At 71.6% G+C, this 20,577-nt stretch carries 19 protein-coding genes; 6 read left to right on the forward strand and 13 right to left on the reverse strand.

The features are described from left to right. Nucleotides 1-17 precede the first annotated feature (17 nt). The 6 genes from ACSMXX_RS26280 to ACSMXX_RS26305 all read right to left on the reverse strand — a co-directional run bounded on the left by ACSMXX_RS26280 (nucleotide 18) and on the right by ACSMXX_RS26305 (nucleotide 7,583). Complete coding sequence (locus ACSMXX_RS26280) at nucleotides 18-1,904, reverse strand: caspase, EACC1-associated type (RefSeq protein WP_473181155.1); 1,887 nt, start codon at nucleotides 1,902-1,904, stop codon at nucleotides 18-20. Next, nucleotides 1,901-2,353, reverse strand: coding sequence for an effector-associated constant component EACC1 (locus tag ACSMXX_RS26285; RefSeq protein WP_473181156.1), 453 nt, complete (start codon nucleotides 2,351-2,353; stop codon nucleotides 1,901-1,903). The genes ACSMXX_RS26280 and ACSMXX_RS26285 overlap by 4 nt, the downstream gene beginning before the upstream one ends. Before the next feature lie 148 nt (nucleotides 2,354-2,501). Further along, on the reverse strand, nucleotides 2,502-3,275 hold the full coding sequence (locus ACSMXX_RS26290) for a crotonase/enoyl-CoA hydratase family protein (protein WP_473181157.1): 774 nt from the start codon (nucleotides 3,273-3,275) through the stop codon (nucleotides 2,502-2,504). Nucleotides 3,276-3,718: 443 nt separating this feature from the next. Further along, the gene (locus tag ACSMXX_RS26295; protein WP_473181158.1) at nucleotides 3,719-5,116 is read right to left on the reverse strand and encodes an NADP-dependent succinic semialdehyde dehydrogenase; all 1,398 of its coding nucleotides are present in this window, start codon (nucleotides 5,114-5,116) and stop codon (nucleotides 3,719-3,721) included. A 225-nt stretch (nucleotides 5,117-5,341) separates the two neighbouring features. Beyond that, nucleotides 5,342-6,475, reverse strand: coding sequence for a TerD family protein (locus ACSMXX_RS26300; RefSeq protein WP_473184981.1), 1,134 nt, complete (start codon nucleotides 6,473-6,475; stop codon nucleotides 5,342-5,344). Then, the gene (locus ACSMXX_RS26305) at nucleotides 6,360-7,583 is read right to left on the reverse strand and encodes a DMT family transporter (protein WP_473181159.1); all 1,224 of its coding nucleotides are present in this window, start codon (nucleotides 7,581-7,583) and stop codon (nucleotides 6,360-6,362) included. Before ACSMXX_RS26305 ends, ACSMXX_RS26300 begins: the two co-directional genes overlap by 116 nt. Before the next feature lie 116 nt (nucleotides 7,584-7,699). On the opposite strand from ACSMXX_RS26305, the gene ACSMXX_RS26310 reads away from it, so the two are divergent. Then, entirely contained in the window at nucleotides 7,700-8,314 is a 615-nt protein-coding gene (locus ACSMXX_RS26310) for a TetR/AcrR family transcriptional regulator (RefSeq protein WP_473181160.1), read from the forward strand. A 110-nt stretch (nucleotides 8,315-8,424) separates the two neighbouring features. Further along, on the forward strand, nucleotides 8,425-9,291 hold the full coding sequence (locus ACSMXX_RS26315; RefSeq protein WP_473181161.1) for a polysaccharide deacetylase family protein: 867 nt from the start codon (nucleotides 8,425-8,427) through the stop codon (nucleotides 9,289-9,291). Nucleotides 9,292-9,328: 37 nt separating this feature from the next. Here ACSMXX_RS26315 and ACSMXX_RS26320 read toward each other — a convergent pair whose 3' ends face one another. Both ACSMXX_RS26320 and ACSMXX_RS26325 read right to left on the reverse strand, forming a co-directional pair. Beyond that, complete coding sequence (locus ACSMXX_RS26320) at nucleotides 9,329-9,658, reverse strand: GlsB/YeaQ/YmgE family stress response membrane protein (protein ID WP_473181162.1); 330 nt, start codon at nucleotides 9,656-9,658, stop codon at nucleotides 9,329-9,331. Nucleotides 9,659-9,724: 66 nt separating this feature from the next. Continuing rightward, nucleotides 9,725-10,534, reverse strand: a complete 810-nt coding sequence (locus ACSMXX_RS26325; protein WP_473181163.1) for an NAD-dependent epimerase/dehydratase family protein — start codon at nucleotides 10,532-10,534, stop codon at nucleotides 9,725-9,727. Between the two features lie 291 nt (nucleotides 10,535-10,825). Here ACSMXX_RS26325 and ACSMXX_RS26330 point away from each other — a divergent pair, with 291 nt between their 5' ends. The 3 genes from ACSMXX_RS26330 to ACSMXX_RS26340 all read left to right on the forward strand — a co-directional run bounded on the left by ACSMXX_RS26330 (nucleotide 10,826) and on the right by ACSMXX_RS26340 (nucleotide 13,996). After that, complete coding sequence (locus ACSMXX_RS26330; protein WP_473181164.1) at nucleotides 10,826-11,884, forward strand: 5-dehydro-4-deoxyglucarate dehydratase; 1,059 nt, start codon at nucleotides 10,826-10,828, stop codon at nucleotides 11,882-11,884. Beyond that, the gene (locus tag ACSMXX_RS26335) at nucleotides 11,884-13,296 is read left to right on the forward strand and encodes a hypothetical protein (protein WP_473181165.1); all 1,413 of its coding nucleotides are present in this window, start codon (nucleotides 11,884-11,886) and stop codon (nucleotides 13,294-13,296) included. Before ACSMXX_RS26330 ends, ACSMXX_RS26335 begins: the two co-directional genes overlap by 1 nt. A gap of 115 nt (nucleotides 13,297-13,411) precedes the next feature. Continuing rightward, complete coding sequence (locus ACSMXX_RS26340; RefSeq protein WP_473181166.1) at nucleotides 13,412-13,996, forward strand: carboxymuconolactone decarboxylase family protein; 585 nt, start codon at nucleotides 13,412-13,414, stop codon at nucleotides 13,994-13,996. Nucleotides 13,997-14,157: 161 nt separating this feature from the next. Here the strand turns inward: ACSMXX_RS26340 and ACSMXX_RS26345 are convergent, their stop codons facing one another. Both ACSMXX_RS26345 and ACSMXX_RS26350 read right to left on the reverse strand, forming a co-directional pair. Beyond that, nucleotides 14,158-14,589 carry a DUF952 domain-containing protein gene (locus tag ACSMXX_RS26345; protein WP_473181167.1) on the reverse strand — a complete coding sequence of 144 codons (432 nt, stop codon included), beginning with the start codon at nucleotides 14,587-14,589 and terminating at the stop codon, nucleotides 14,158-14,160. Between the two features lie 52 nt (nucleotides 14,590-14,641). Continuing rightward, nucleotides 14,642-15,412, reverse strand: coding sequence for an IclR family transcriptional regulator (locus ACSMXX_RS26350; RefSeq protein WP_473181168.1), 771 nt, complete (start codon nucleotides 15,410-15,412; stop codon nucleotides 14,642-14,644). A 121-nt stretch (nucleotides 15,413-15,533) separates the two neighbouring features. Here ACSMXX_RS26350 and ACSMXX_RS26355 point away from each other — a divergent pair, with 121 nt between their 5' ends. After that, entirely contained in the window at nucleotides 15,534-17,066 is a 1,533-nt protein-coding gene (locus ACSMXX_RS26355) for an aldehyde dehydrogenase (NADP(+)) (protein WP_473181169.1), read from the forward strand. Nucleotides 17,067-17,147: 81 nt separating this feature from the next. Here ACSMXX_RS26355 and alc read toward each other — a convergent pair whose 3' ends face one another. The 3 genes from alc to ACSMXX_RS26370 form a co-directional block, all read right to left on the reverse strand. Continuing rightward, nucleotides 17,148-18,338 carry an allantoicase gene (alc, locus tag ACSMXX_RS26360; protein WP_473181170.1) on the reverse strand — a complete coding sequence of 397 codons (1,191 nt, stop codon included), beginning with the start codon at nucleotides 18,336-18,338 and terminating at the stop codon, nucleotides 17,148-17,150. Further along, nucleotides 18,335-19,711 carry an allantoinase AllB gene (gene allB, locus ACSMXX_RS26365; protein ID WP_473181171.1) on the reverse strand — a complete coding sequence of 459 codons (1,377 nt, stop codon included), beginning with the start codon at nucleotides 19,709-19,711 and terminating at the stop codon, nucleotides 18,335-18,337. Before allB ends, alc begins: the two co-directional genes overlap by 4 nt. A gap of 118 nt (nucleotides 19,712-19,829) precedes the next feature. After that, entirely contained in the window at nucleotides 19,830-20,555 is a 726-nt protein-coding gene (locus ACSMXX_RS26370) for an aspartate/glutamate racemase family protein (protein WP_473181172.1), read from the reverse strand. Nucleotides 20,556-20,577: the final 22 nt, after the last annotated feature.

Genomic DNA, 20,577 nt, shown 5'->3' on the forward strand with positions numbered 1-20,577 from the left:
GGCCCGGAGCCGGCGTCTCACCACTTGACGCCGACCGAGTACAGCCATGTCTTCTGCTTGGCTCTGCCGTTGTCGTCGGAGACGAGATACAGCAGGCGCCGGTCATCGTGCTCCCCCTCCGTCAACGGAGGCCCTAGGGCCGCGCCTTCGACGTTCTCCAGCAGCGGACCGGGCTGCTTCCCCTCGCCTCCCGAGCCGTCTTCCCCACCGGGTGCGGGGCACTCCGCGAGGTCGAAGAGCGGCTGCTTGCGCGCGAACACCCCGTCCTCCGTATCGGCCAGCGAACGCACCGAGGAGACATCGGTTCTCTTGCTGGTCAGGAAGATCTCGTAGACGCGCACTGTGTGCCCCTTGCCGCTGGTGTATCCGCGCTCCACGGCCAGCACGCGGCCCCTGCCGACAGCCACGAGGTCCACGAGGCCGAGTCCGGGCTCCGTCCTGTAGGCGAACTGCTTCTTCGGGGTGTAGTCGCCGCCCGGTGTCCCCTTGTAGCGCAGGATGCGGATCAGGGACCTGTCCCCGCGGGTTCCGTCGTCCTGGAGCGAGCCCTCCGTGCCCACGTAGAGGAACCTGCCGTTCTGGCTGAGGGTCATCGACTCGAAGCCCCCGTTCTTCCGCGCGCCGCCCTCCGGCTCGGCGCGGAACCTCTCCGGCACCTCGAATCCGTGCACCCGCCGCCCGCTGCCGCGGTCGAACCGGCTGACGGAGGACCCGGTCTCCGACGCCACGAGCACGCTCTTCCCACCCTCCTCCAGCGCCATGGCCCCGGCGTCGAACTCCTTGGGGGAGTAGTCCGAACCGTCCTTGTCGCGAAGGGTGATCGTGTCGTCGATCCGTACCTCCTCGGGCTTCCCGCCGGGGCCGAGGGACAGTTCGTAGAGCTGATGACTCCGGTCCGAGAGGGCGAGGACCCGCGACTGACCTTCCAGGGCCAGCGACGACAGCCCGGACAGCTGATGTCCCTCGTACCGGGCCTTGTCGAGCCGGTCGGTCAGCCCGACCAGTGAGGCGTGCTTCGAGCAGCGGCCGGAGCCGGACCCGGCTTCACCCGGCAGCCACCACCACGCGACGGGGACGGCGGCGGCCAGCAGTAGCGCGCCCGCCGCGGTGGCCAGGCGGAGGCCGCGCCGACGCCGCTGCGGGGGCGGCGGAGGGTCTTCGGCTGCTCCCTCGTACTGCATGTTCCGTACGAACGGAAGTCTGCCGATCCGCCCCCGGTCCTGCTCCTGAGGCTCCGGCCTGCTCTTGGACCTGAGCGACTCCAGGACCCGTCCGTAGACCGCGTCCAGAGTCAGGAACTCCCCTCCGTCCGGCACCCCTTCGCGCAGGACGTGGGTGAACTCTCCGGTGAACGCCGTGCATTCCTCGCCCTTCGGGGAGAGTGCCTGGGCGTTCTCCGCCGCAGATGTCAGAACGTACGTGCCGTTGACGCCGGCGGCAGCCGGGAGGTTGGCGGCGGGATCAGACATCCCTTCGAGCGCGCGCCCGCTGTAGCAGCAGTCGAGGATCACGATCCGCCGCTGGGCGCTGCTCTGTTCGAGGATCGACTGACGCAGCCAGTCGTATGGGACGGCCGTGTGACGCCACCCGTTCTTCGAGTCGGGGAGGGTGAGGAAGAGCTCGCCCCTGTGGTCGACGAAGCCGTGTCCCGCGTAGTACACGATCAGGGTGTCGCGGGCCTGCCGTGCGGCACGGATGACCGGATCGATCAGCTTCGCCGACGTCGGCGGGTCCGGTACCTCGTGGCACCGCTTCTCGGGCAGGCCCCAGACGTCCGGGTCGGCCAAGGTGTGCCTGAGCCGGTCACGGTTGTTGGCGACGGCGGGCAGCCGGGGCAGGTGCGTGTACTCACCGACTCCGATGATCACTGCCGCGGACCGCTGAGGATCGGGCAGCGCACTCACCGCACACCGTCCTCCCGGGACCTGCCGGACTCCCCGTGCCCCTCGGACTGTCCGGGCCCGCCGGATTCTCCGGCCTGCCCGTCGTCGGTGCCCGTGCCCTGACCCTCGCGGAGCCTTTCCAGGGCGTCGAGGACGGTGCGCACATCGTCCAGGTCCGCCCGGCGCAGCCTGATCTCCGCATCGTCGTGGACGATGGTCACGGCCGACCGCGGCTCGCACGCCTTCCGCCACGAAGCGATCGCGACGGCGAGAGAGGCCAGTTGGAGTCCCGAGTCGAGAACGATCTGCACCACGTCGAAGGCCGTGCCCATCCTGCCGGGCACGGGCGCGGCGGGCGCGAGCGTGATCTCGGAGCCGGTGCGCAGATCGCGGTCGGCGCGCAGCCACTCGTACAGCTGCCCCAACTCGTCGTCATCCGTGGCGTCGGGCAGCGTGAACCGTAAATCCATCCTCTGTTACCCCCTGTGTGCCACACATTGCCTTCCGGCGCACTCCCGGAGCAACTCACAGTGCCCGTACCGGCGCTGAGGAGATCAGAACGAGCCGTGCGAAGACCGGCGGAGGTGGCGGCCGCAGGCATCTCCGGTGGCGGTGCGGTCAGATCGAGTCGAAGTCGCCGTGGCGGCCGGCGCCAGCGGCGAAGCGGGCCGCGCCTTCCGCCGCCTGGCGCAACGGGGCCTGTCCGTGGCGCAGTTCACGCGCCATCGCCTCGTCCTCGGGCAGGCCCTCCTGCTCGTGTACGGACGCGAGGTCGCCGCGCAGACAGGTCTGCGGGAAGCGGGCGAGCTGGGCGGCGAGTTCCTCGGCCGCGGCGCGTGACTCACCGTGTGGTACGAGGCGGTTGGCGAGCCCCATGTCGTACGCCTCGGCCGCCGGTACCGGACGGCCGGTGAGGATGAGGTCGAGGGCACGGCTGGTGCCGATCAGGCGGGGGAGACGCACGGTGCCGCCGTCGATCAGCGGGACGCCCCAGCGGCGGCAGAAGACCCCGAAGACCGCGTCCTCCTCGGCGACCCGCAGATCGCACCAGAGAGCCAGTTCGAGGCCGCCGGCGACCGCGTGGCCGGCGACGGCGGCGATGACCGGCTTTGACAGGCGCAACCGCGTGGGCCCCATCGGGCCGTCGCCGTCCGGTGCGACGCGGTTGGCGCGTTCGGTGCCGATTGCCTTGAGGTCCGCACCGGCGCAGAACGTGCCGCCCTCGCCCCACAGCACCGCGGCCATCGCCTCCGGATCGGTCTCGAAGTCGCGGAAGGCGTCGGCGAGTTCGGCGGCCGTGGCACCGTCGACGGCGTTGCGTGCGTCGGGACGGGAGAGGACGACGGTGGTGACCGGCCCCCGCCTCTCGGTGCGTACGGCTCGTACGGTCACGGCGGGCTCGACCTCCGGCAGGGTGGGGACGGGCGGGCAGGGGCGGCGCGAGTGCGGTGCCGAGACTACCGGGGGCTGCGCGAGGGCCACGGACGGGTGCCGGGCCGGTGAGCGGGGTGCCGGCCGCCGTCGCCGAGCGGTCCTTGCGCTTCCCGGACCATGGGACGGGAGTCCGTCATGCGGACGACCGGAATCGATCTGCCACGCGTGTTCGGTACAGGCGCCCGGCCGGGCCCGGTGTGGCCCGGCCCGCGGGCGGCCGTGCCTGCGCGTGCCTGCGCCTGTGCGTGCGAGTGGCCGTGTGCGGCCCGAAAAAAGCGGCAGAGGCCGGGCGAGCGGACCGATCCGCCTCAGCGGGAGTGCGGCCCGCCCGTCCGGTCCCCGCCGGACCCGGCGTGCTGCCGGTCCGGTCCGTCGCGCTCACGGACCGGACAACACCATTGTCACTCTTCCGGCCCGAACCACACCGTGGTCGCGTTGCAGAACTCCCGGATGCCGTGGCCGGCCAGTTCCCGTCCGTAACCGGAGCGCTTGACGCCGCCGAACGGCAGGCCCGGGTGCGAGGCCGTCATGCCGTTGAAGAAGACGCCGCCCGCCTCAAGATCGCGGGTGAGACGCTCCTGCTCGGCGGAGTCGCGCGTCCAGGCGTTGGAACTGAGGCCGAACGAGGTGACGTTGGCGAGTTCGACCGCCTCGTCCAGGCCGTCCACCCTGTACACGGTCGCGACGGGACCGAAGGCCTCCTCGCGGTGGATCCTCATCTCCTCGGTGACCCCGGTGAGCACCGTCGGCTCGTAGTACCACCCGTCCGGGAGGTGCAGCGGGCGCCCGCCGCCGCACAGGGCGGTGGCGCCGCGGCGCGTGGCGTCGTCGACGAGCTCCTCCAGGTCGGAGCGGCCCTGCGCGCTGGAGAGCGGGCCGACGTCGGTCTCCTCGGCCATCGGGTCGCCGACCTTCAGCGCGGACATCCGTTCCACGAACCGGGAGACGAACGTGTCGTGGACGTCCGTGTGCACGATGAAGCGCTTGGCGGCGATGCAGGACTGCCCGGCGTTCTGCACCCGGGCCGTCACGGCGGTGCGTACGGCCTTGTCGAGGTCGGCCGAGGGGAGTACCAGATAGGGGTCGCTGCCGCCGAGCTCCAGCACCGTCTTCTTGATCTCGTCCCCGGCGATGGAGGCGACCGAGCGGCCCGCGGGCTCGCTGCCAGTGAGGGTCGCGGCCACGACCCGCTCGTCGCGGAGCAGGTCTGCGACCGCGCCGGAGCCTACGAGGAGGGTCTGGAAGGCGCCCTCGGGGAACCCTGCGCGGCGGAAGAGCTCCTCCAGATAGAGCGCGGTCTGTGGCACGTTCGACGCGTGCTTGAGCAGCCCGGTGTTGCCGGCCATGAGGGCGGGCGCCGCGAAGCGCACGACCTGCCAGAGCGGGAAGTTCCAGGGCATGACCGCCAGCACCGTGCCCAGCGGCCTGTAGCGCACGAACGCCCGCGCCGCTCCGGAGTCCTTCACGTCCCCGGGTGCCGGATGCTCGTCGGCGAGCTGCGCCTCTGCGTGCTCCGCGTACCAGCGCATCGCCTTGACGCACTTGGCCGCCTCGGCGCGGGACGCCACCAGCGGCTTGCCCATCTCGGTCGTCATGGTGCGGGCGATGCCGTCCTGGTCCGCCTCCAGCAGGTCCGCCGCCCGGTGCATCAGTGCGGCCCGCTGCGCGAAGCTGGTCAGACGGTGTTCGCGGAAGGCGCGGTGCGCCCTGAAGAGCCGCTCCTCGATCTCGCCGGCGTTGAGCGGTTCGAACGTCTTCAGGGTCTCGCCCGTGGCCGGATTCACCGTGGCGATGGCCATGTGAGCGCCTCCTTCGGCTGCTTCGGTGCCTGTGCACGACGAACGCGCAACCGGCCGGCCCCGGGCGGCCGGGACCGCCGCGAGCCGGGCACGGCGAACCGGGGCCCGCGGGGCGTACGCGCACTCGTGTGTCCGTGCCCTTGCGGTACCCCGGATTCGCGGCGCTAGGCCCTGTCCGGACGGTCTTCGCGTACCCGAGGAGACCGTCCGGACAGGGCCTGAGGCTCAGAGCGCGGCGCCGCCCGGCTTGACCATGCCGCGGACCGTACGGGAGTCGACGTACTCACCGAGCGCCGTCATGTCCCACTCGCCGGAGAACTGCCGTACGAGCTTGCACATCAGCACCCCGGTGCGCGGCTCGGCGTTGCTGAGGTCGAAGCGGACCAGCTCCTGGTCGGTGGCGGCGTCCACGAGACGGCAGTACGCCTTGGCCACCTCGGTGAACTTCTGCCCCGAGAAGGAGTTGACGGTGAAGACCAGGCCGCTGACCTGGGGCGGCAGGTTCCCCAGGTGGACGGTGATGGCCTCGTCGTCGCCTCCGCCCTCTCCGGTGAGGTTGTCGCCGGAGTGCTGCACGACGCCGTTGAGGATGGCGAGCTTGCCGAAATAGCAGGCGTCGACCTTCTTGCGGTTGGCGTCGTAGGCGATGACGGACGCGTCCAGATCGATCTCCTTGGCCCGGCCGCCGGCACGGAAGACGGGCTCCCAACCCAGGCCCATCCGGACGCTGCTGAGCACGGGACGGCCGCCCTTGGTGAGCGAGACCGTCTGGTTCTTCTGGAGGTTCACCTTGCCCTTGTCGAGATTGATCTTGCCGCTGCCCGCGGGCGGCGGGGCCGGTGCCGCGGGAGTGGGCGGGGGAGCCGGAACGGCCTGCGGGGCCTGCGGCGGCGGGGGCGCCTGGGGAGTGGGGGCGGGTGCCGGGGTGGCCACCGGTGCGGCCGGTTCCTCCACGTTGACGCCGAAGTCCGTGGCGATGCCGCCGAGTCCGTTGGCGTAGCCCTGGCCCACGGCACGGACCTTCCAGTCGTTGCCGCGGCGGTAGACCTCGACGACGACGAGCGCCGTCTCATTGCCGAGGGCGGGCGGAGTGAATGTGGCGATCACCTCCCGCGTGGAGGCGTCGCGGACGGTGGCGGTCGGCTCGATCCCCGCGAAGGAGGCGCCGGGAGCGTCGGGACTCGCCGTGACCACGACCTTCTGCACATCGGCCGGCACCTTCGCGGTGTCGACGGTGATGGCGTCAGCGGCACCGCTGCTGTGCGTCACGCCGGGTGCCGCCGGCTGGTTGTAGAAGACGAAGTCGTCGTCGGAGCGGACCTTTCCGTTCTCGCCGAGGAGCAGTCCTGAGACGTCCAGGCGGGACGGTGCGGTCACCTCCACCGCCACCTGGGCCGTGCTGAGCGGGAGGTTCGAGCCGGGAGTCATTGCCGTCATGCCGGTCGTAACGAGCGGCCGTGCTTTGCGGTTCCTTTGCCGGTGCCCCTGTTGGTGCCGGTTGTGCCCGCCACCGCTCCCGCCCGTGAACGGGGCGGCCGTGTACGGGGGTGCGCACCGCGACGACCACCCCGAGCACCGCGACCGCCATCCCCGAAACGGCGAACAGGCCGGGGCGTTCCCCGAACATCGCGTACGCCCAGACGACCGTCGTGGGAGGCGTCAGATAGATCAGTGCGCTCGTACGGGTGACGCCGCTGTGCCGCAGGCTCAGCCAGTAGAAGCCGTAGCCGCCGAAGGTGGAGAGCACCACCACCCAGGCCACGGCCAGCCAGAACTCGCCGGTCAGCGGCGGAGTCATGTGCCCCTCGCCGGCGCCGGCGGCGAGCCCCGTGAAGAGGACCGCGCTCACCAGACAGTGCACCGGCAACGCGTCGAGAGCGCCGACCCGGTGGCGGGCACGGCGCTCCAGGAAGCTGGCGGCCAGCAGCCCGGCCATTCCAGCGAAGGGGAGCAGGTAGGCGAGGGGCGTCGCGGACGCCGAGGTGAGGTCGTCCCGTACGACCGCCGCCACCCCGGCCAGGCCCAGCGCGAGCCCTGCCCACTGGCGCCGGGTGACCGTCTCACCGAGCAGCCTGCCGGCGAGGGCACCGGCGGCGAGCGGCTGCAGGGCGGCTATCAGCGCCGACGTTCCGGCGGGCACGCCCAGGCCCGCCGCCCAGACGACCGCGCCGAGGTAGACGCCCTGGGAGAGCAGACCGATCACGGACTGCTCCACCAGGGCGCGCGGCGGCAGCCGGCGCCCGTCGCGACCGGCCCCTTCGGTTTCCGTACCTTTCCGCGCGGTCCGCCGCCGTCGCCGAAGCACGAGCGCGACTGCCCCCAGCAGTGCGGCGGCGGTCAGGAAGCGCCACATCAGGAGCGTGTCCGCAGAGGCCTGCCGGGTGCCGAGCTCCGCGCCTATGAAGCCGGAGCTCCACATCACGACGAGCCCGACGCCGGTGAGGTGCGTGCGCATCGCAGGTGGCATTGGTGGCTCCCGTCAGTCAGCGTCGTCCCGCCGTGAGGTAAACCGATCTGTTTACCTCGCTGGGTATAGAGTGAACTAAACAGATCGGTTTACCGCAAGCGGTGCAGGGAGACGTCATGACGCAGACGGCGGCGGAGCTCACGCCGGCAGCCCGCAGGATCCTGGACGCGGCGGCGGAGCTGTTCTACGGGCGCGGCATCACGGCCGTCGGGGTCGACCTGATCGCGAAGGAGGCGGGTGTCACCAAGAAGACCCTCTACGACCGGTTCGGCTCCAAGGAGGCCCTGGTCGCCGCGTACCTGAGAGAGCGTGACGAGCGCTGGCGGCAGTGGCTGACCGGGCAGGTGCGCTCGGACGGTGCCGCGGGTCCGTGTGAGCGCGTCCTGCGCACCTTCGACGCACTGGAGGAGTGGATGCGCCGTGAGAACCCGCGCGGCTGCGGCTTCGTCAACGCGGCGGCGGAGCTGCCGGATCCGCAGCACTCCGGCCGGGAGGTGATCGCCGGACAGAAGCGCTGGCTGCGGGAGTTCCTGCGGGAGCTGACGGTGGAGGCCGGTGCCGGGGAACCCGGCCGGCTCGCCGACGAGCTGGTGCTGCTGCACGAGGGGGCGACGGTGCTGGGCGGGTTGCACGTCGTGGCCGAGCCGGTCGCCGCCGCGCGCTCGATGGCCCGCAGCGCCCTCGTACGGGAGGGCTGCCAGGACGGCCCGGTCCCGCGGCTCCCGCAATAGCAGACGGGCTTCCGCCGGGGCCGGAGGCGTAGTGCGGCAGCCGGGTGGAATCCTGGTAAATCACTGTCTGATTACGTGTGACTACGCTCCGGCGTGGCAGTACGTCCCGCATGACATCTGAGACACGCATGAACACCAGACGCGTCTTCCTCGGCGGGATGCTCATAGCCGGCGCCTGCGCCGCGAACCGCGCGCACGCCGCCGGGGGCGGATCCGGCTCCTCCGGCGCGGACGCGAAAAGCGGCGCCCGGCACTCGATGCGCCACTCGCGGACGGCGGCGCGCCCGCAGTCCTACCGGCTGCAGCCGGAGGCGGGTCAGGCCGGCCCGAAGGTGCGCGGAAGCACGTCCGTCGCACACACGCTGGACTCCGGCCGGCGCGAGATAGCCCTGACCTTCGACGACGGGCCCGACCCCGTCTACACCCCGCAGGTGCTGGAGGTGCTGCGCCGCTGCCGTGTGCAGGCCACGTTCTGCGTCATAGGCAGCGACGCGTCGGCCCACACCTGGCTGCTCAAGGCCATAACCGACGCCGGTCACGAGATAGCCAACCACTCCTGGAGCCACCCGCTGCTGACGCGGATGCGTTCCCACGAGATACATGAGCAGTTCGCCCGCACCTGCGACGTCGTCGAGGAGGCGGTGGGCAAGGCACCGGCCCTGGCCCGCGCCCCCTTCGGCGACTGGAACAAGCGGGCCCTCGGGATCTCTGCCTCCCTCGGCATGAGCCCGCTCGGCTGGTCGGTGGACACGTGCGACTGGGAGGAACCCGGCGCGCGAGAGGTCACCTCGACCGTTCTGGAGAACGTGCGCCCGGGGTCGATCCTGCTCGCCCACGACGGGGGCGGAGACCGCTCGCAGACGGTCGCCGCGCTGCGCGACTTCCTTCCCCGGCTGCTCGACTCCGGCTACACGCCCGTACTGCCGTCCGACACCGATGTGTTCGAGGACCGTACGGGGAAGGGCTGGGGCGGCTGACCGGCCGCCGTTCAGCGGCTGGGGACGCCGGCGGCCCTCAGCGGCGGCGTTCCCGGGAGTGGCCGAAGAAGATCCTGTATCCGATGAGCAGCACCAGGGAACCCGCGACGGCCGAGACCCAGAGGGCCGGGTCGACGAAGTCACGGTCCACCGAGCGGTGCAGGAACGTGGAGGAGAGCCAGCCGCCGATGAAGGCGCCGGCGATGCCGATGAGGATCGTGCCGAGCAGGCCGCCCGGGTCGCGTCCCGGAAGGATGACCTTCGCGACGGTGCCCGCGATCAGACCGAGGATCAGCCAGCTGAGCAGCCCCGAGTCCATGAGCCCCGACAGGGCGGATTCCGGGTCGGTGTCTGCGATGAAGTTCATGGTGGGCCCTCCCCGTGGGCGACCTGCGTGATCGGTTCTGGTCCATCATGCCCCCCGACTGCTGGTTCAGTGCGGCCAGATGGGCGGCCGAGTGCAGAAGTGCCCGCCGAGACGGGCGTGTTCGGGGTCCTCCGGGTCCGGTTCCCCCTGTTTCGCGATGAGTTCGGCCGCGTACGGCTCGGAGTCGTCACGCGGTTCGTAGCCGAGCGCGCGGGCGGACGAGAGATCCCACCACAGGCGGGTGTTGGCCGAGGAGCCGTAGACCACCGTGTGCCGTACGTCCGTCGCCGTCAGAGCCGCGTGGAAGAGGCGGGCGCCGTCGGCCGGGCTCAGCCACAGCGACAGCATCCGCACGGAGGTCGGCTCGGGGAAGCAGGAGCCGATGCGCACGGAGACGGTCTCGATGCCGTGCAGGTCCCAGTAGAGCTGTGCGAGGTCCTCGCCGAAGGACTTGGAGAGGCCGTAGTAGGTGTCGGGGCGGTGCGGCGTCCCGACGGGGATGAGAGGGCCGCCGTCGGCCGGGCGGGGCGTGAAGCCCACCGCGTGGTTGGAGGAGGCGAACACGACGCGGCGCACGCCCTCTTCGCGCACGGCCTCGTAGAGCCGGTAGGTGCGCTCGATGTTGGAGTGCAGGATCTTCTCGAAGGGTGCCTCCAGGGAGATCCCCGCGAGGTGGATCACCGCGTCCACGCCGCGTACGGCTTCGCGCAGGGCGGCCGTGTCGGCGAGGTCCGCGGTGACGGCGCCGGGCTCGCCCTCGACGGGGCGGACGTCGAACAGGCGCAGCCGGTATCCGTACCGGGGAAGCAGGCCGCGCATCAGGGTTCCGAGGCCGCCGGCGGCGCCTGTGAGCAGGACGGTGCGGGGAGCGGACATCGACGCATTCTCCGTCCATAGACATGGTTCATATATGGAGACACGCTATGGAGGTCCGGGCTGCGGCGTCAAGGACGGCGGGGCAGGGCTCGCAACCCTCGGTGGCGGTCGCCTGACGAGGTGGCGGACGCACGGTGCGGCCTTGACCCGTGCGGGCGAGCTGGCCTAACGTTTGACTCGTTCAGAAATATAGACGCAGATCAGAAACATGTACGGATGTACGATCACCCGGAGGTGCGGGCGGTGCGGCGCCGTGACTCGCCTCCGTACCGCCCCGAGCAGGAGCGCGCAATGACCTCACCCGCCTCGTCCTCCTCAGCTTCCTCGGCCGCCTCGTCCGGTGCGGCGGCACCGGAGAGCCGGCCGCTCGCCGACCGGCTGGAAGGGCTGCTCTTCTTTCCGGTGACCGCTTACGGGCCCGACGGCGGGCTCGACCTCGACGTGTTCCGCGCACACGTGCGCGGGGGCCTGGACGCGGGCGCGGGAGCCGTCTTCGCCTGCTGCGGCACCGGTGAGTTCCACGCGCTCACGCCGCAGGAGTTCCGCGACTGCGTGGCCGCAGCGGTGGACGAGGCGCAGGGCCGGGTTCCCGTCGTCGCCGGCGCGGGCTACGGCACGGCGCTCGCCCGCCAGTTCGCGTCGCTCGCCGAGGAGGCGGGCGCGGACGGCCTGCTGGCGATGCCGCCCTATCTCGTCGTCCCCTCGCAGGAGGGGCTGCTCAGGCACTACACCGCGCTGGCCGCGGCCACCTCCCTGGACGTCATCGTCTACCAGCGGGACAACGCCCTCTTCGCGCCGTCCACCGTCGCGCGGCTCGCCCGCACCCCGGGCGTCATCGGGCTCAAGGACGGTCACGGCGACCTCGATCTGATGCAGCGGATCATCAGCACGGTCCGCACGGAGGTGCCTGCCGAAGTGGCGGACTCGTTCCGCTACTTCAACGGACTGCCCACCGCCGAGCAGACGGGTCTCGCCTACCGCAGTCTGGGCGTGACCCTCTACTCCTCCGCTGTCTTCTGCTTCGCCCCCGAGATCGCCCTCGCCTTCCACCGTGCGCTCACCACGGGCGACGAGGCCTGCGTGAACCGGCTGCTCGACGGCTTCTTCCGCCCTCTGGTCGAGCTGCGCGACCGCGGCCGCGGCTACGCCGTCTCGCTGGTGAAGGCCGGCGTGCGGATGCGCGGGCTGGACGTGGGCGAGGTGCGTCCGCCGCTGTCCGAACCCTCCGCCGCGCATGTGAAGGAGCTGGCCGGGCTGATCGAGCGGGGCCTCGCGCTGGTTTCGGACGACGGGCCGGCGGACGGGCCCGGGGGCGGCGCGACGCCGGGTGCGGACGGCGGCGCCCGCTGATGCGCGCCGGCGCGTTCCTCTACCCGTGGGACGTCGTGGGCGACCCCGGGGCGCCGCGGCGCCTCGCGGCCCTCGGCGTCCAGCAGGTCACCCTGGCCTCCGCGTATCACTCCGTCCGGGCCCTCACGCCGCGCCATCCGCGCCACCGCGTCGTCACCGCGCGGCACTCCGCGGTGCTCTATCCGCCCGGCGCTGAGCGCTGGAGCGGACGGGGACTGCGCCCGTACGAGCAGGGGTGGGTGGACGGCGACGATCCGGGCGGCGCGTACGGCGAGGCGGCACGCGCGCTGATCGAGGCCGGACTGGAGGTGCACTCCTGGGTCGTGCTGGCCCACAACTCCCGCCTCGGCGAGGAGCACGGGCACGTCACCGTCCGCAACGCGTACGGCGACCGCTATCCCTGGGCGCCGTGCATCGCACGCCCGGAGGTGCGCGAATACGCCGTGACCCTGGCCGGGGAGGCCGCGGTGCGGCCCCACACCAGCGGTACGGAGCTGGAGTCGTGCGGCTGGTACGGCTGGGCGCATCTGCACGCGCACGACAAGACCGGGGGAGTCCGGCTGGGCGGCGCAGCCCAGTACCTGATGTCGCTGTGCTTCTGCGAGGTGTGCCGGGACGGGTACGCGGCGCTCGGCGCCGATCCGGAAGAGCTGCGGGCCCGCGTCGCCGGCGCCCTGGAGCCGGTGTGGAGCGGTGCGGGGCCGGACACGGACGCGGAGACGGACGCCGCCGGCGGCGCCCGGGAGGGGGAGTGGGCGCGGGTACGTGAGCTGCTGGGCGACGACGCGGCCGCCGTCTTCGCGTCCTGGCGGGGGGAGGCGGCGCGCCGCCTGCGGAGGGAAGCCGTGGCGGCGGTACGGAGCGCGGCGGCGGAGCGGGCCGGGGTGGGTCAGGGCCCGGTGCGGGACGGCCAGGATGCCGGCAAGGGTTCCGGTCGGGGTTCCGGCAAGGGTTCCGGCCAGGACGCCGGTCGGGACTCCGGGCATGGATTCCGCGTGCTGCTGCACGCCGACCCGGCGCCGCACCGGCTCGGTGCGAACGCGGGCATCGCGCCCGCCGAGGCCGTCGAGGACGTTGACGGAGTGGTGGTGCCCTGCACCGGCGGCCCAGCCGAACGCGCCGGTGCGCTCGGCCCGTTCGGGCCGTGCGCCGCCCGGGGGCAAGGGCACGAAGGCGCGGGCGGGGACGCCGGGGCGCGCGCCTTCACCGTCGCCGCGAACTTCACCGTCGTCTCCGGCATGGGCGGCTCCCCGCACACCCTCGCCGAGGACGCGGCCCACGCCCGCGCCCTGGGCGCGAACGAGCTGCGGCTCTACCACGGAGGGCTGGCCCCGGATTCCGACCTCGCAGCCGTGGCGGAGGCCCTGCGGGGCATCGGCGCGGACGCCGGTTCCGGGAACCCGGCAGGGTGACCCCACCGGCGCGTGTCACATCCGCGCGGCTCGTCCCGTCGTACAGGTGTCAGCCGGAGCACAGCCCCCGGTCCGGCACGGACACCTGGAACCAAGGGACGAAGGAGCGCCAGCCATGGCACGCATCTCGCTCGATCCGCCACGAGGCATCTCGCTTCGCATCGCCGAGTGGTACTCCCGCCGCAAGTACGGCAAGGCCATGGACCCGGTCAGGGCCGTCGCACACAACCCCAAGGTGCTGAGCGCCACCCTCTTGTACGAGTCCCGGATCGCGAAGTGGCGCGACCTTGATCCTGGCCTCAAGCACCTCGCCGAGATGGTCTCCGCCGCCCGCATCGGCTGCTCCTGGTGCGTGGACTTCGGCTACTGGCTCGCCGAAGACCTGGGCATGCCGATGGAGAAGATCCAGTACGTGCCGGCCTGGCGGGAGCACCGCGAGCGCTTCACCGAACTGGAGCTGCTCGTCATGGAGTTCGCCGAGGCGATGACGGATACCGAGCCGACGGTGACCGACGAGATGGCGGAGGCCCTCATCGGGAGGCTGGGGGAGAGCGCCTTCGTGGAGCTGACCGCGATGGTCGCCGTCGAGAACAGCCGCTCACGCATCAACGCTGCCCTCGGTCTCGCCGGTCAGGGCTTCTCCGACCAGTGCGCTGTGCAGCCCGTGCAGAAGGGGGAGAGGGGCGCCGCGGCCTCCTGAGCCGGGGGGACGGCCCCGCGCGGGTGGCTGTGGGGTGCCGCCGCCCGCTGCGGGGCTTGCGGGGCTGCGGCCGGCGGGCCGTACGGCCGCGGGCGGCGCGGAGTGAGGGACGTGGTCCGCCTGCGGCCGTACACCGCACGGGCGCACCGCCGCCGCACGCGTCAGCCCTCCGGGGCCTCCCAGGTCCACGGCTCCTCGGCGACGACCGCGGGGACGGGCAGCGGCCCGTAGATGTGCGGGAACAACCCGCTCCGGCCGGCCGCCGCGCCCATCGAACCCTCCGCACCCTCCGCGCCGCCCGCACCGCCTGCGTCGCCCGGGGCCTCTGCGCAGACTGCTGCGGGCTCCGGCGGCTCGTAACGCACCGGCGCGGAGATCCGCTCGCTGTCGATCACGAGGACCACCAGATCCGCCGGATCCCGTCCCCCGTACAACATCTGTGCCACCTGCGGCAGTTGGTGCCGCTGCGAGCAGTGGATGAACCCGACCTCCTCCAGGGTGAGGCCACGCGTGGACATCTCGTACGTGCCGGATGCGGACGCGCGGGCGGCCTCCCACACGGAACGCTCCGTGATGTGCAACAGCTCAGCCATGCCCACACGTTAGCCGCGGCCGCGGCCCTGCCTCACAGCCGCCCGCGTCGACTCACAGCCGCCGCGTCGCCAGTGTCAGCCGGTCGCGGGCGTCGAAGAGCGCGTCCTTGATCATCTGCTCGTGCGCGGGCGTGAGCCGCGCGACCGGCACCGAGCAGCTGATGGCGTCCCGCGCGGGCGTCCGGTAGGGGATGGCGACGCCGAAGCAGCGCAGGCCCAGCGTGTTCTCCTCGCGGTCGACGGCGTAGCCCTGCTCACGTACGAGGGCCAGCTCCTCGATGAGCGCCTCGCGGTCGGTGAGGGTGTTCTCGGTGAGCGTGGAGAGCGTCTCCGGCAGCATCTTCCGCACCTGCTCGTCGTCGTACGTCGCCAGCAGTGCCTTGCCCAGGGACGTGGAGTGCGCGGGCAGCCGGCGCCCTACGCGCGTGAACGGACGCAGATAGTGCTGCGACTGGCGGGTGGCGAGATAGACGACGTTCGTGCCGTCGAGCCGCGCCATGTGAATGGTCTCCGTGGTGTCGTCGGAGAGCCGGTCGAGGGTCGGCCGGGCCGCGGCCACGGCCTCGTCACCGTCGATGTAGGAGGTGCCGACCAGCAGGGCGCGCACGCCGATGCCATACCTTGTGCCCGTGGAGTCCGTCTCCACCCAGCCCAGATCGACGAGGGTGCGAAGCAGCATGTAGAGACTGGACTTGGGGTACCCGACCGCTTCCTGGACGTCGGCGAGGGAGTGCATCCCCGGCCTTCCCGCGAAGAACTCGAGCAGCTCCACAGTGCGCACGGCGGACTTGACCTGCGATGCACCCGTCTCGCCAGCTGACATCGTCCTTGACCCCTCTGTTGTGGCGCTCATAGGCTCCCCGGCAGGTTCACTGACAGAGATGATGTTCAGCATATCGAACGGCCTCTCTGCGGAGACAAGCACGTGGCAGGAGGAAATCGCGGTGGCAGCAGCACCAGTGTGGAGCGTCGACCCCCGGACCGGAAAGCAGCGCGAACAGGTCGGCACGGAGGCGACGGCCGGCGAGGTGGACACGGCCGTACGGGCGGCACACGCCGCCAGGGAGCCGCTCGCCGACCGCACCGTGCGCGCCGCGCTGCTCCGCGCCGCCGCGGGGCAACTCGGCTCGGCGAGCGAGGAGATCATCACCACCGCCGATGCGGAGACCGCCCTCGGACGGCCCCGTCTGACCGGTGAACTGGCCCGCACGCAGGCGCAGTTGCGCGCCTTTGCCGACGAGATCGAGGACGGCGCGTACCTCGGCGTCACCATCAACCACAAGGACCCGGACGCGACGCCACCCTGCCCAGACCTGCGCCGCTACAAGATCCCGCTGGGCGTCGTCGCCGTGTACGCCGCGTCCAACTTCCCGCTCGCCTTCTCCGTGCCCGGCGGCGACACCGCCAGCGCACTCGCGGCCGGCTGCCCCGTCGTCGTCAAGGCACACCCGGACCACCCGGCGACGTCCGCGCTGACGGGCGCCGCGCTGCGGCGCGCCGCAGCCGAAGTGGGCCTGCCCGAGGACGTGCTGAGCGTCGTGCACGGCTTCGAGGCCGGCGTCGAACTCGTCAAGCACCCGCTGGTCACGGCGGTCGGCTTCACCGGCTCCGTACGCGGCGGCCGTGCCCTCTTCGACGCCGCCGCCGCACGGCACACGCCCATCCCCTTCCACGGCGAACTCGGCTCCCTCAACCCGGTCGTCGTCACCGGAGCCGCCGCGGCCGAGCGTGCCGAGGAGATCGGTGAAGGGCTCGCCGGCTCCATGACCATGGGCACCGGCCAGTTCTGCACCAAGCCGGGCTTCGTGCTCGCGCCCGAGGGCGAGGCCGGCGACCGCCTGCTGGAAGCCCTGAGGGGCGCCGTGAGCAAGTCGGCGCAGGGCCCGCTGCTGGACTCCCGTATGCGGGAGGCGTTCGTCGCCGGAATCAGCGCGCGAGCCGAACTGGACGGCGTGGCCTCGCCCGTACCCGCGGGCGCGGGCGAGGACGAGCACTCGGTGAGCGCCGGCTTTCTCACCGTCCCGGCGGAGAAGCTCTCGCACCCGCAGTACGAGCTGCTGCTTGAGGAGTGCTTCGGACCCGTGACCGTCGTCGCCCGCTACCGGGACGAGGACGAGGTCACCGCCGCGCTCTCCCGGCTGCCCGGCAACCTCACCGCCACCCTGCACCTCAGCGGCGCCGAAGCGGCGGGCGACGGCGGCCAGGGCGCACGCCTGCTCGCCGCCCTGACGCCGCTGGCGGGCCGTGTCCTGGTGAACGGCTGGCCCACGGGCGTCGCCGTCGCACCCGCACAGCACCACGGCGGGCCGTACCCGGCCACGACGTCCACCTCGACCTCCGTCGGGGCCACGGCCATCGAGCGCTGGCTGCGCCCGGTCGCCTACCAGGACGCTCCGGAGGCGCTGCTGCCGCCCGAACTGCGTGACGCGAACCCGCTGGGGCTGCCGCGGCGCGTGGACGGCCGCAGGGAGGACTGAACGACGGGGGGAGAACCCCTCACGAAATGGTCCGGCCCGAACGATTCGCCCACCCTCTCGCTGCTGCCTTCTCGCGCCCGGTTATGCGTCGAGCAGCACCGCCAGCTCCGCCGGCAGAGCGGCATCCGACGCGAGGGGCCGCTGCGCGGTCAGGGCGGCGGCGCGATCGGCGCTGAGACCGGCTTCGCCGGTCAGCACCGTCTCAGCGTGGGCGTCGGGGAGCAGGTTGAACCAGCGGCGGACGAGCTCCGCTCGGCCGTGATCGCTGGCGCTGCCGTGCAGCCGTAGCCGCGCCATGCCGCCGTCGGGACGGATGTCCAGCCGGGCGTGGGTGATCTCGGCACGGACCGACAGCTTGAACCTGTGCCTCGTGTCGGGTTGCAGGCGGGTGGTGCGTGGCAGCAGTTCGCACCACGAGCTCGGCTCGGCCGGATCACTGGTGCGCGCGTCGCAACCGGACAGCGAAGCCCAGCCCGGTGCGTTGCCGACGAAGTGGCTCGTGTCGATCTCGGCCCAGTGCACGCTGCCGGGAGCCGCGAGGCGGACGGACACCCAGTCGTTGTCCTCGTCGCGCCGCCGCGAGGTCTCCCAGCCTTCGCCCATCACGCGGGCGAATCCGGGCGCGAACAGGTTCGCCGGGGACGAGTAGAACATGTTGCTGCACCCGGTGACCTCACTGCCGTTCTCCAGTGCTGCGAGGTCGAGTTGACGGGCGATCCACCGGGGATCGGCGATGGGCTCCCCGTGTACGCGAAGGCGTGCGATCCCGCCGTCGGGGTGCATGCACAGCCGCAGGTGCGTGTAGCGGCGCGGTGCGTCGACGTCGAAGACGTTCCGGGTGTCGCCCTGGACCGCCGTGGGCGGGAGGAGTTCTTCCCAGTCGGCGTCGTGCAGTTCTTCCGGGCTGGGGTATGCCTCGACAGCGCATGCCTGGACCGACACTTCGGGCGGGTAGTTGCCCTTGAAGAACGCGGTGTCGACCACGAGCCGCCGGATCACCCCGGCGAGTCCGAGGCGGACGACGGCGTAGTCGTACCCGTCCTCACGCCGTCGGCGAGTCTCCCAGCCGTCGTAGATCTGTCCTTTGTGGCCGAAGGTGTAGGGCTGGTAGACGGGTGTTTCCGGCTTGATCAGATTCTCGCGTTCGGCGAACAGCTCGTCGTTGGCGAACACCACGCTGCCGCCGAGCGCGCGGGAGGCGAGGTCGGGAAGGGCTGAACAGGCTGACGCGACGGGCTGCCCGCCCTCGGACACGGTGTCTTTCCGGCTCATACCTCTCCTCGGTTCAGCAACTTGCCCTGGTGTGCGGGCGAATCCGCTCCGGCGCCGGCGATCTGCACGCCCCTCAGCCAGGTGCTGCGCACGACGCCGGCGAGTGCGCGGCCGTCGTAAGGCGACACGGGGTTGCGGTGGTGCAGGTCCGCGACGTCGACGACGAACGCGTCGTCGGGCGCGAAGACGCAGAAATCGGCGTCGTGCCCTGGGGCGATGGCTCCCTTGTGCCGCATTCCGGCCTGTTCGGCGGGATTGCGCGACATCCAGCGCACGACGTCGGACAGCGTGTGCCCGCGCAGACGGGCCTGCGTCCACACCGCGGAGAGACCGATCTGCAGGCTGGAGACGCCGCCCCAGGCCACGCCGAAGTCGCCGATGTCGAAGCGCTTGAGGTCGGGCGTGCAGGGCGAGTGGTCGCTGACCACGCAGTCGATGATGCCGTCGGCAAGGCCCTTCCACAGCAGTTCGCGGTTGCGGGCTTCCCGTACCGGCGGACAGCACTTGAACTGGGTGGCGCCGTCGGGGATTTCCTCGGCGGTGAAGCCGAGGTAGTGCGGGCACGTCTCGACGGTGACCCGCACTCCGTCCGTACGGGCAGAGGCGATCATCGGCAACGCGTCGGACGACGACAGGTGCAGGATGTGCACACGGGCGCCTGTCCGGCGGGCAAGCTCGATGACCTGCGCGACCGCTACGTTTTCCGCACCGCGCGGCCGGGAGGCGAGGAAGTCGCCGTAGGTTTCGCCGTGGGCAGCCGGCGCGTGTTCGATCGCCTCGGAGTCCTCCGCGTGCACGATCATCAGCGCGTTGTGCCCGGCGACTTCGCGCAGAGCGTCTTCGAGTCCACCGGGATCCAGCGGCGGGAATTCCTCGACCCCGGAGTGCAGCAGGAAGCACTTGAAGCCGAAGACGCCGGCCTCGTGCAGTCCGCGGAGTTCCGCGAGGTTGTCGTCGACGGCGCCACCCCAGAACCCGACGTCGACGTGTACGCGGTCGAGCGCGGCCTTGCGCTTGACCTCCAGCGCGTCGACGTCGGTGGTCGGCGGAAGACTGTTCAGCGGCATGTCGAGAAGGGTGGTGATCCCGCCTGCGGCGGCGGCGCGGGTCGCGGTCTCGAACCCTTCCCACTCGGCGCGGCCGGGGTCGTTGATGTGCACGTGGGTGTCGACCAGCCCCGGAAGCAGCACCTCGTCGCCGGCGAGCTCCACGACGCGGGCGGCATCGAAGTCGGCGTCCAGAAGGCCGACTTCGACGATCCTGCCGTCACGGACGCCGACGCTGCCGGAACCCTCTCCGTTCGGTCCGGCTATGCGTTGTGCGCGGAAGAGGACGTCGAACTCCGCGGTGGCCACCCTGGCAGATTCGGACATTGCGGGCACCCTCATCTTCGTGGATGACTTCTCGGACGACGAATTGCTGAAGCAGTCATCGCGCCGGCCCGGGCGCGAGGCCGGCGAAGGCCCGCCGGCCGGGCTTCCCGGCACTCGATCACCGCTGGGAAATCGGCCAGCCGGTGATCCTCTTCGGCGGCGGCGCCGCCCAGCTGCCGACCTTGGAGGTGCTGAGGCCGAGCCGTACGAGGGACTCGGCGAGGGCGACCCCCGCCGTGACACCGTCGACCACCGGCACCCCGACCTCGGCCTGGACGCGATCGGCCACGCCCGCCATGCCCGCGCACCCCAGGCAGATGACATCGGCACCGTCGGCCTCCACCGCCCAGGTCACCTCCTCGACGACGCGCTCACCAGTACGTTCGAGGTCGCCCTCCAGGTCGAGAACCGTCATCTCGGTGGCGCGGATCGAGGCGCACCGGGAGGCCAGCCCGATCAGCTGCAACCGGTCGTGGATCTGCCCCCTGGTGCGCCGCAGCGACGTCACCACGGAGAAGCGCCGGCCGAGCAGGCAGGCCATGTGCGCGGCCGACTCGGTGATGTCCACGACGGGCTTGTCGACGAGTTCGGCCACACCCTCCTTGCCGTGTTCGCCGAAGCCGGCCAGCACGACTGCGTCGAAGGGTTCCTCGACTGCTTGCAGGCGGTCCATCACGGCGACCGCCGAGAGATAGCTCTCGAAGTTGCACTCCACGGATTCCGGCCCGAACTCCGGTGTCACCGCCACGATTTCGGTCCCGGGCGTCGCGGCCTTCACTGCCTGTTGACGGATGGCCTCGGTGACGCCCTTGGTGGTGTTGACATTGGCGACGACGATGCGCATGCGACTCCTTCATCGACTCGTG

Source organism: Streptomyces sp. DSM 116795 (genome assembly GCF_055792905.1).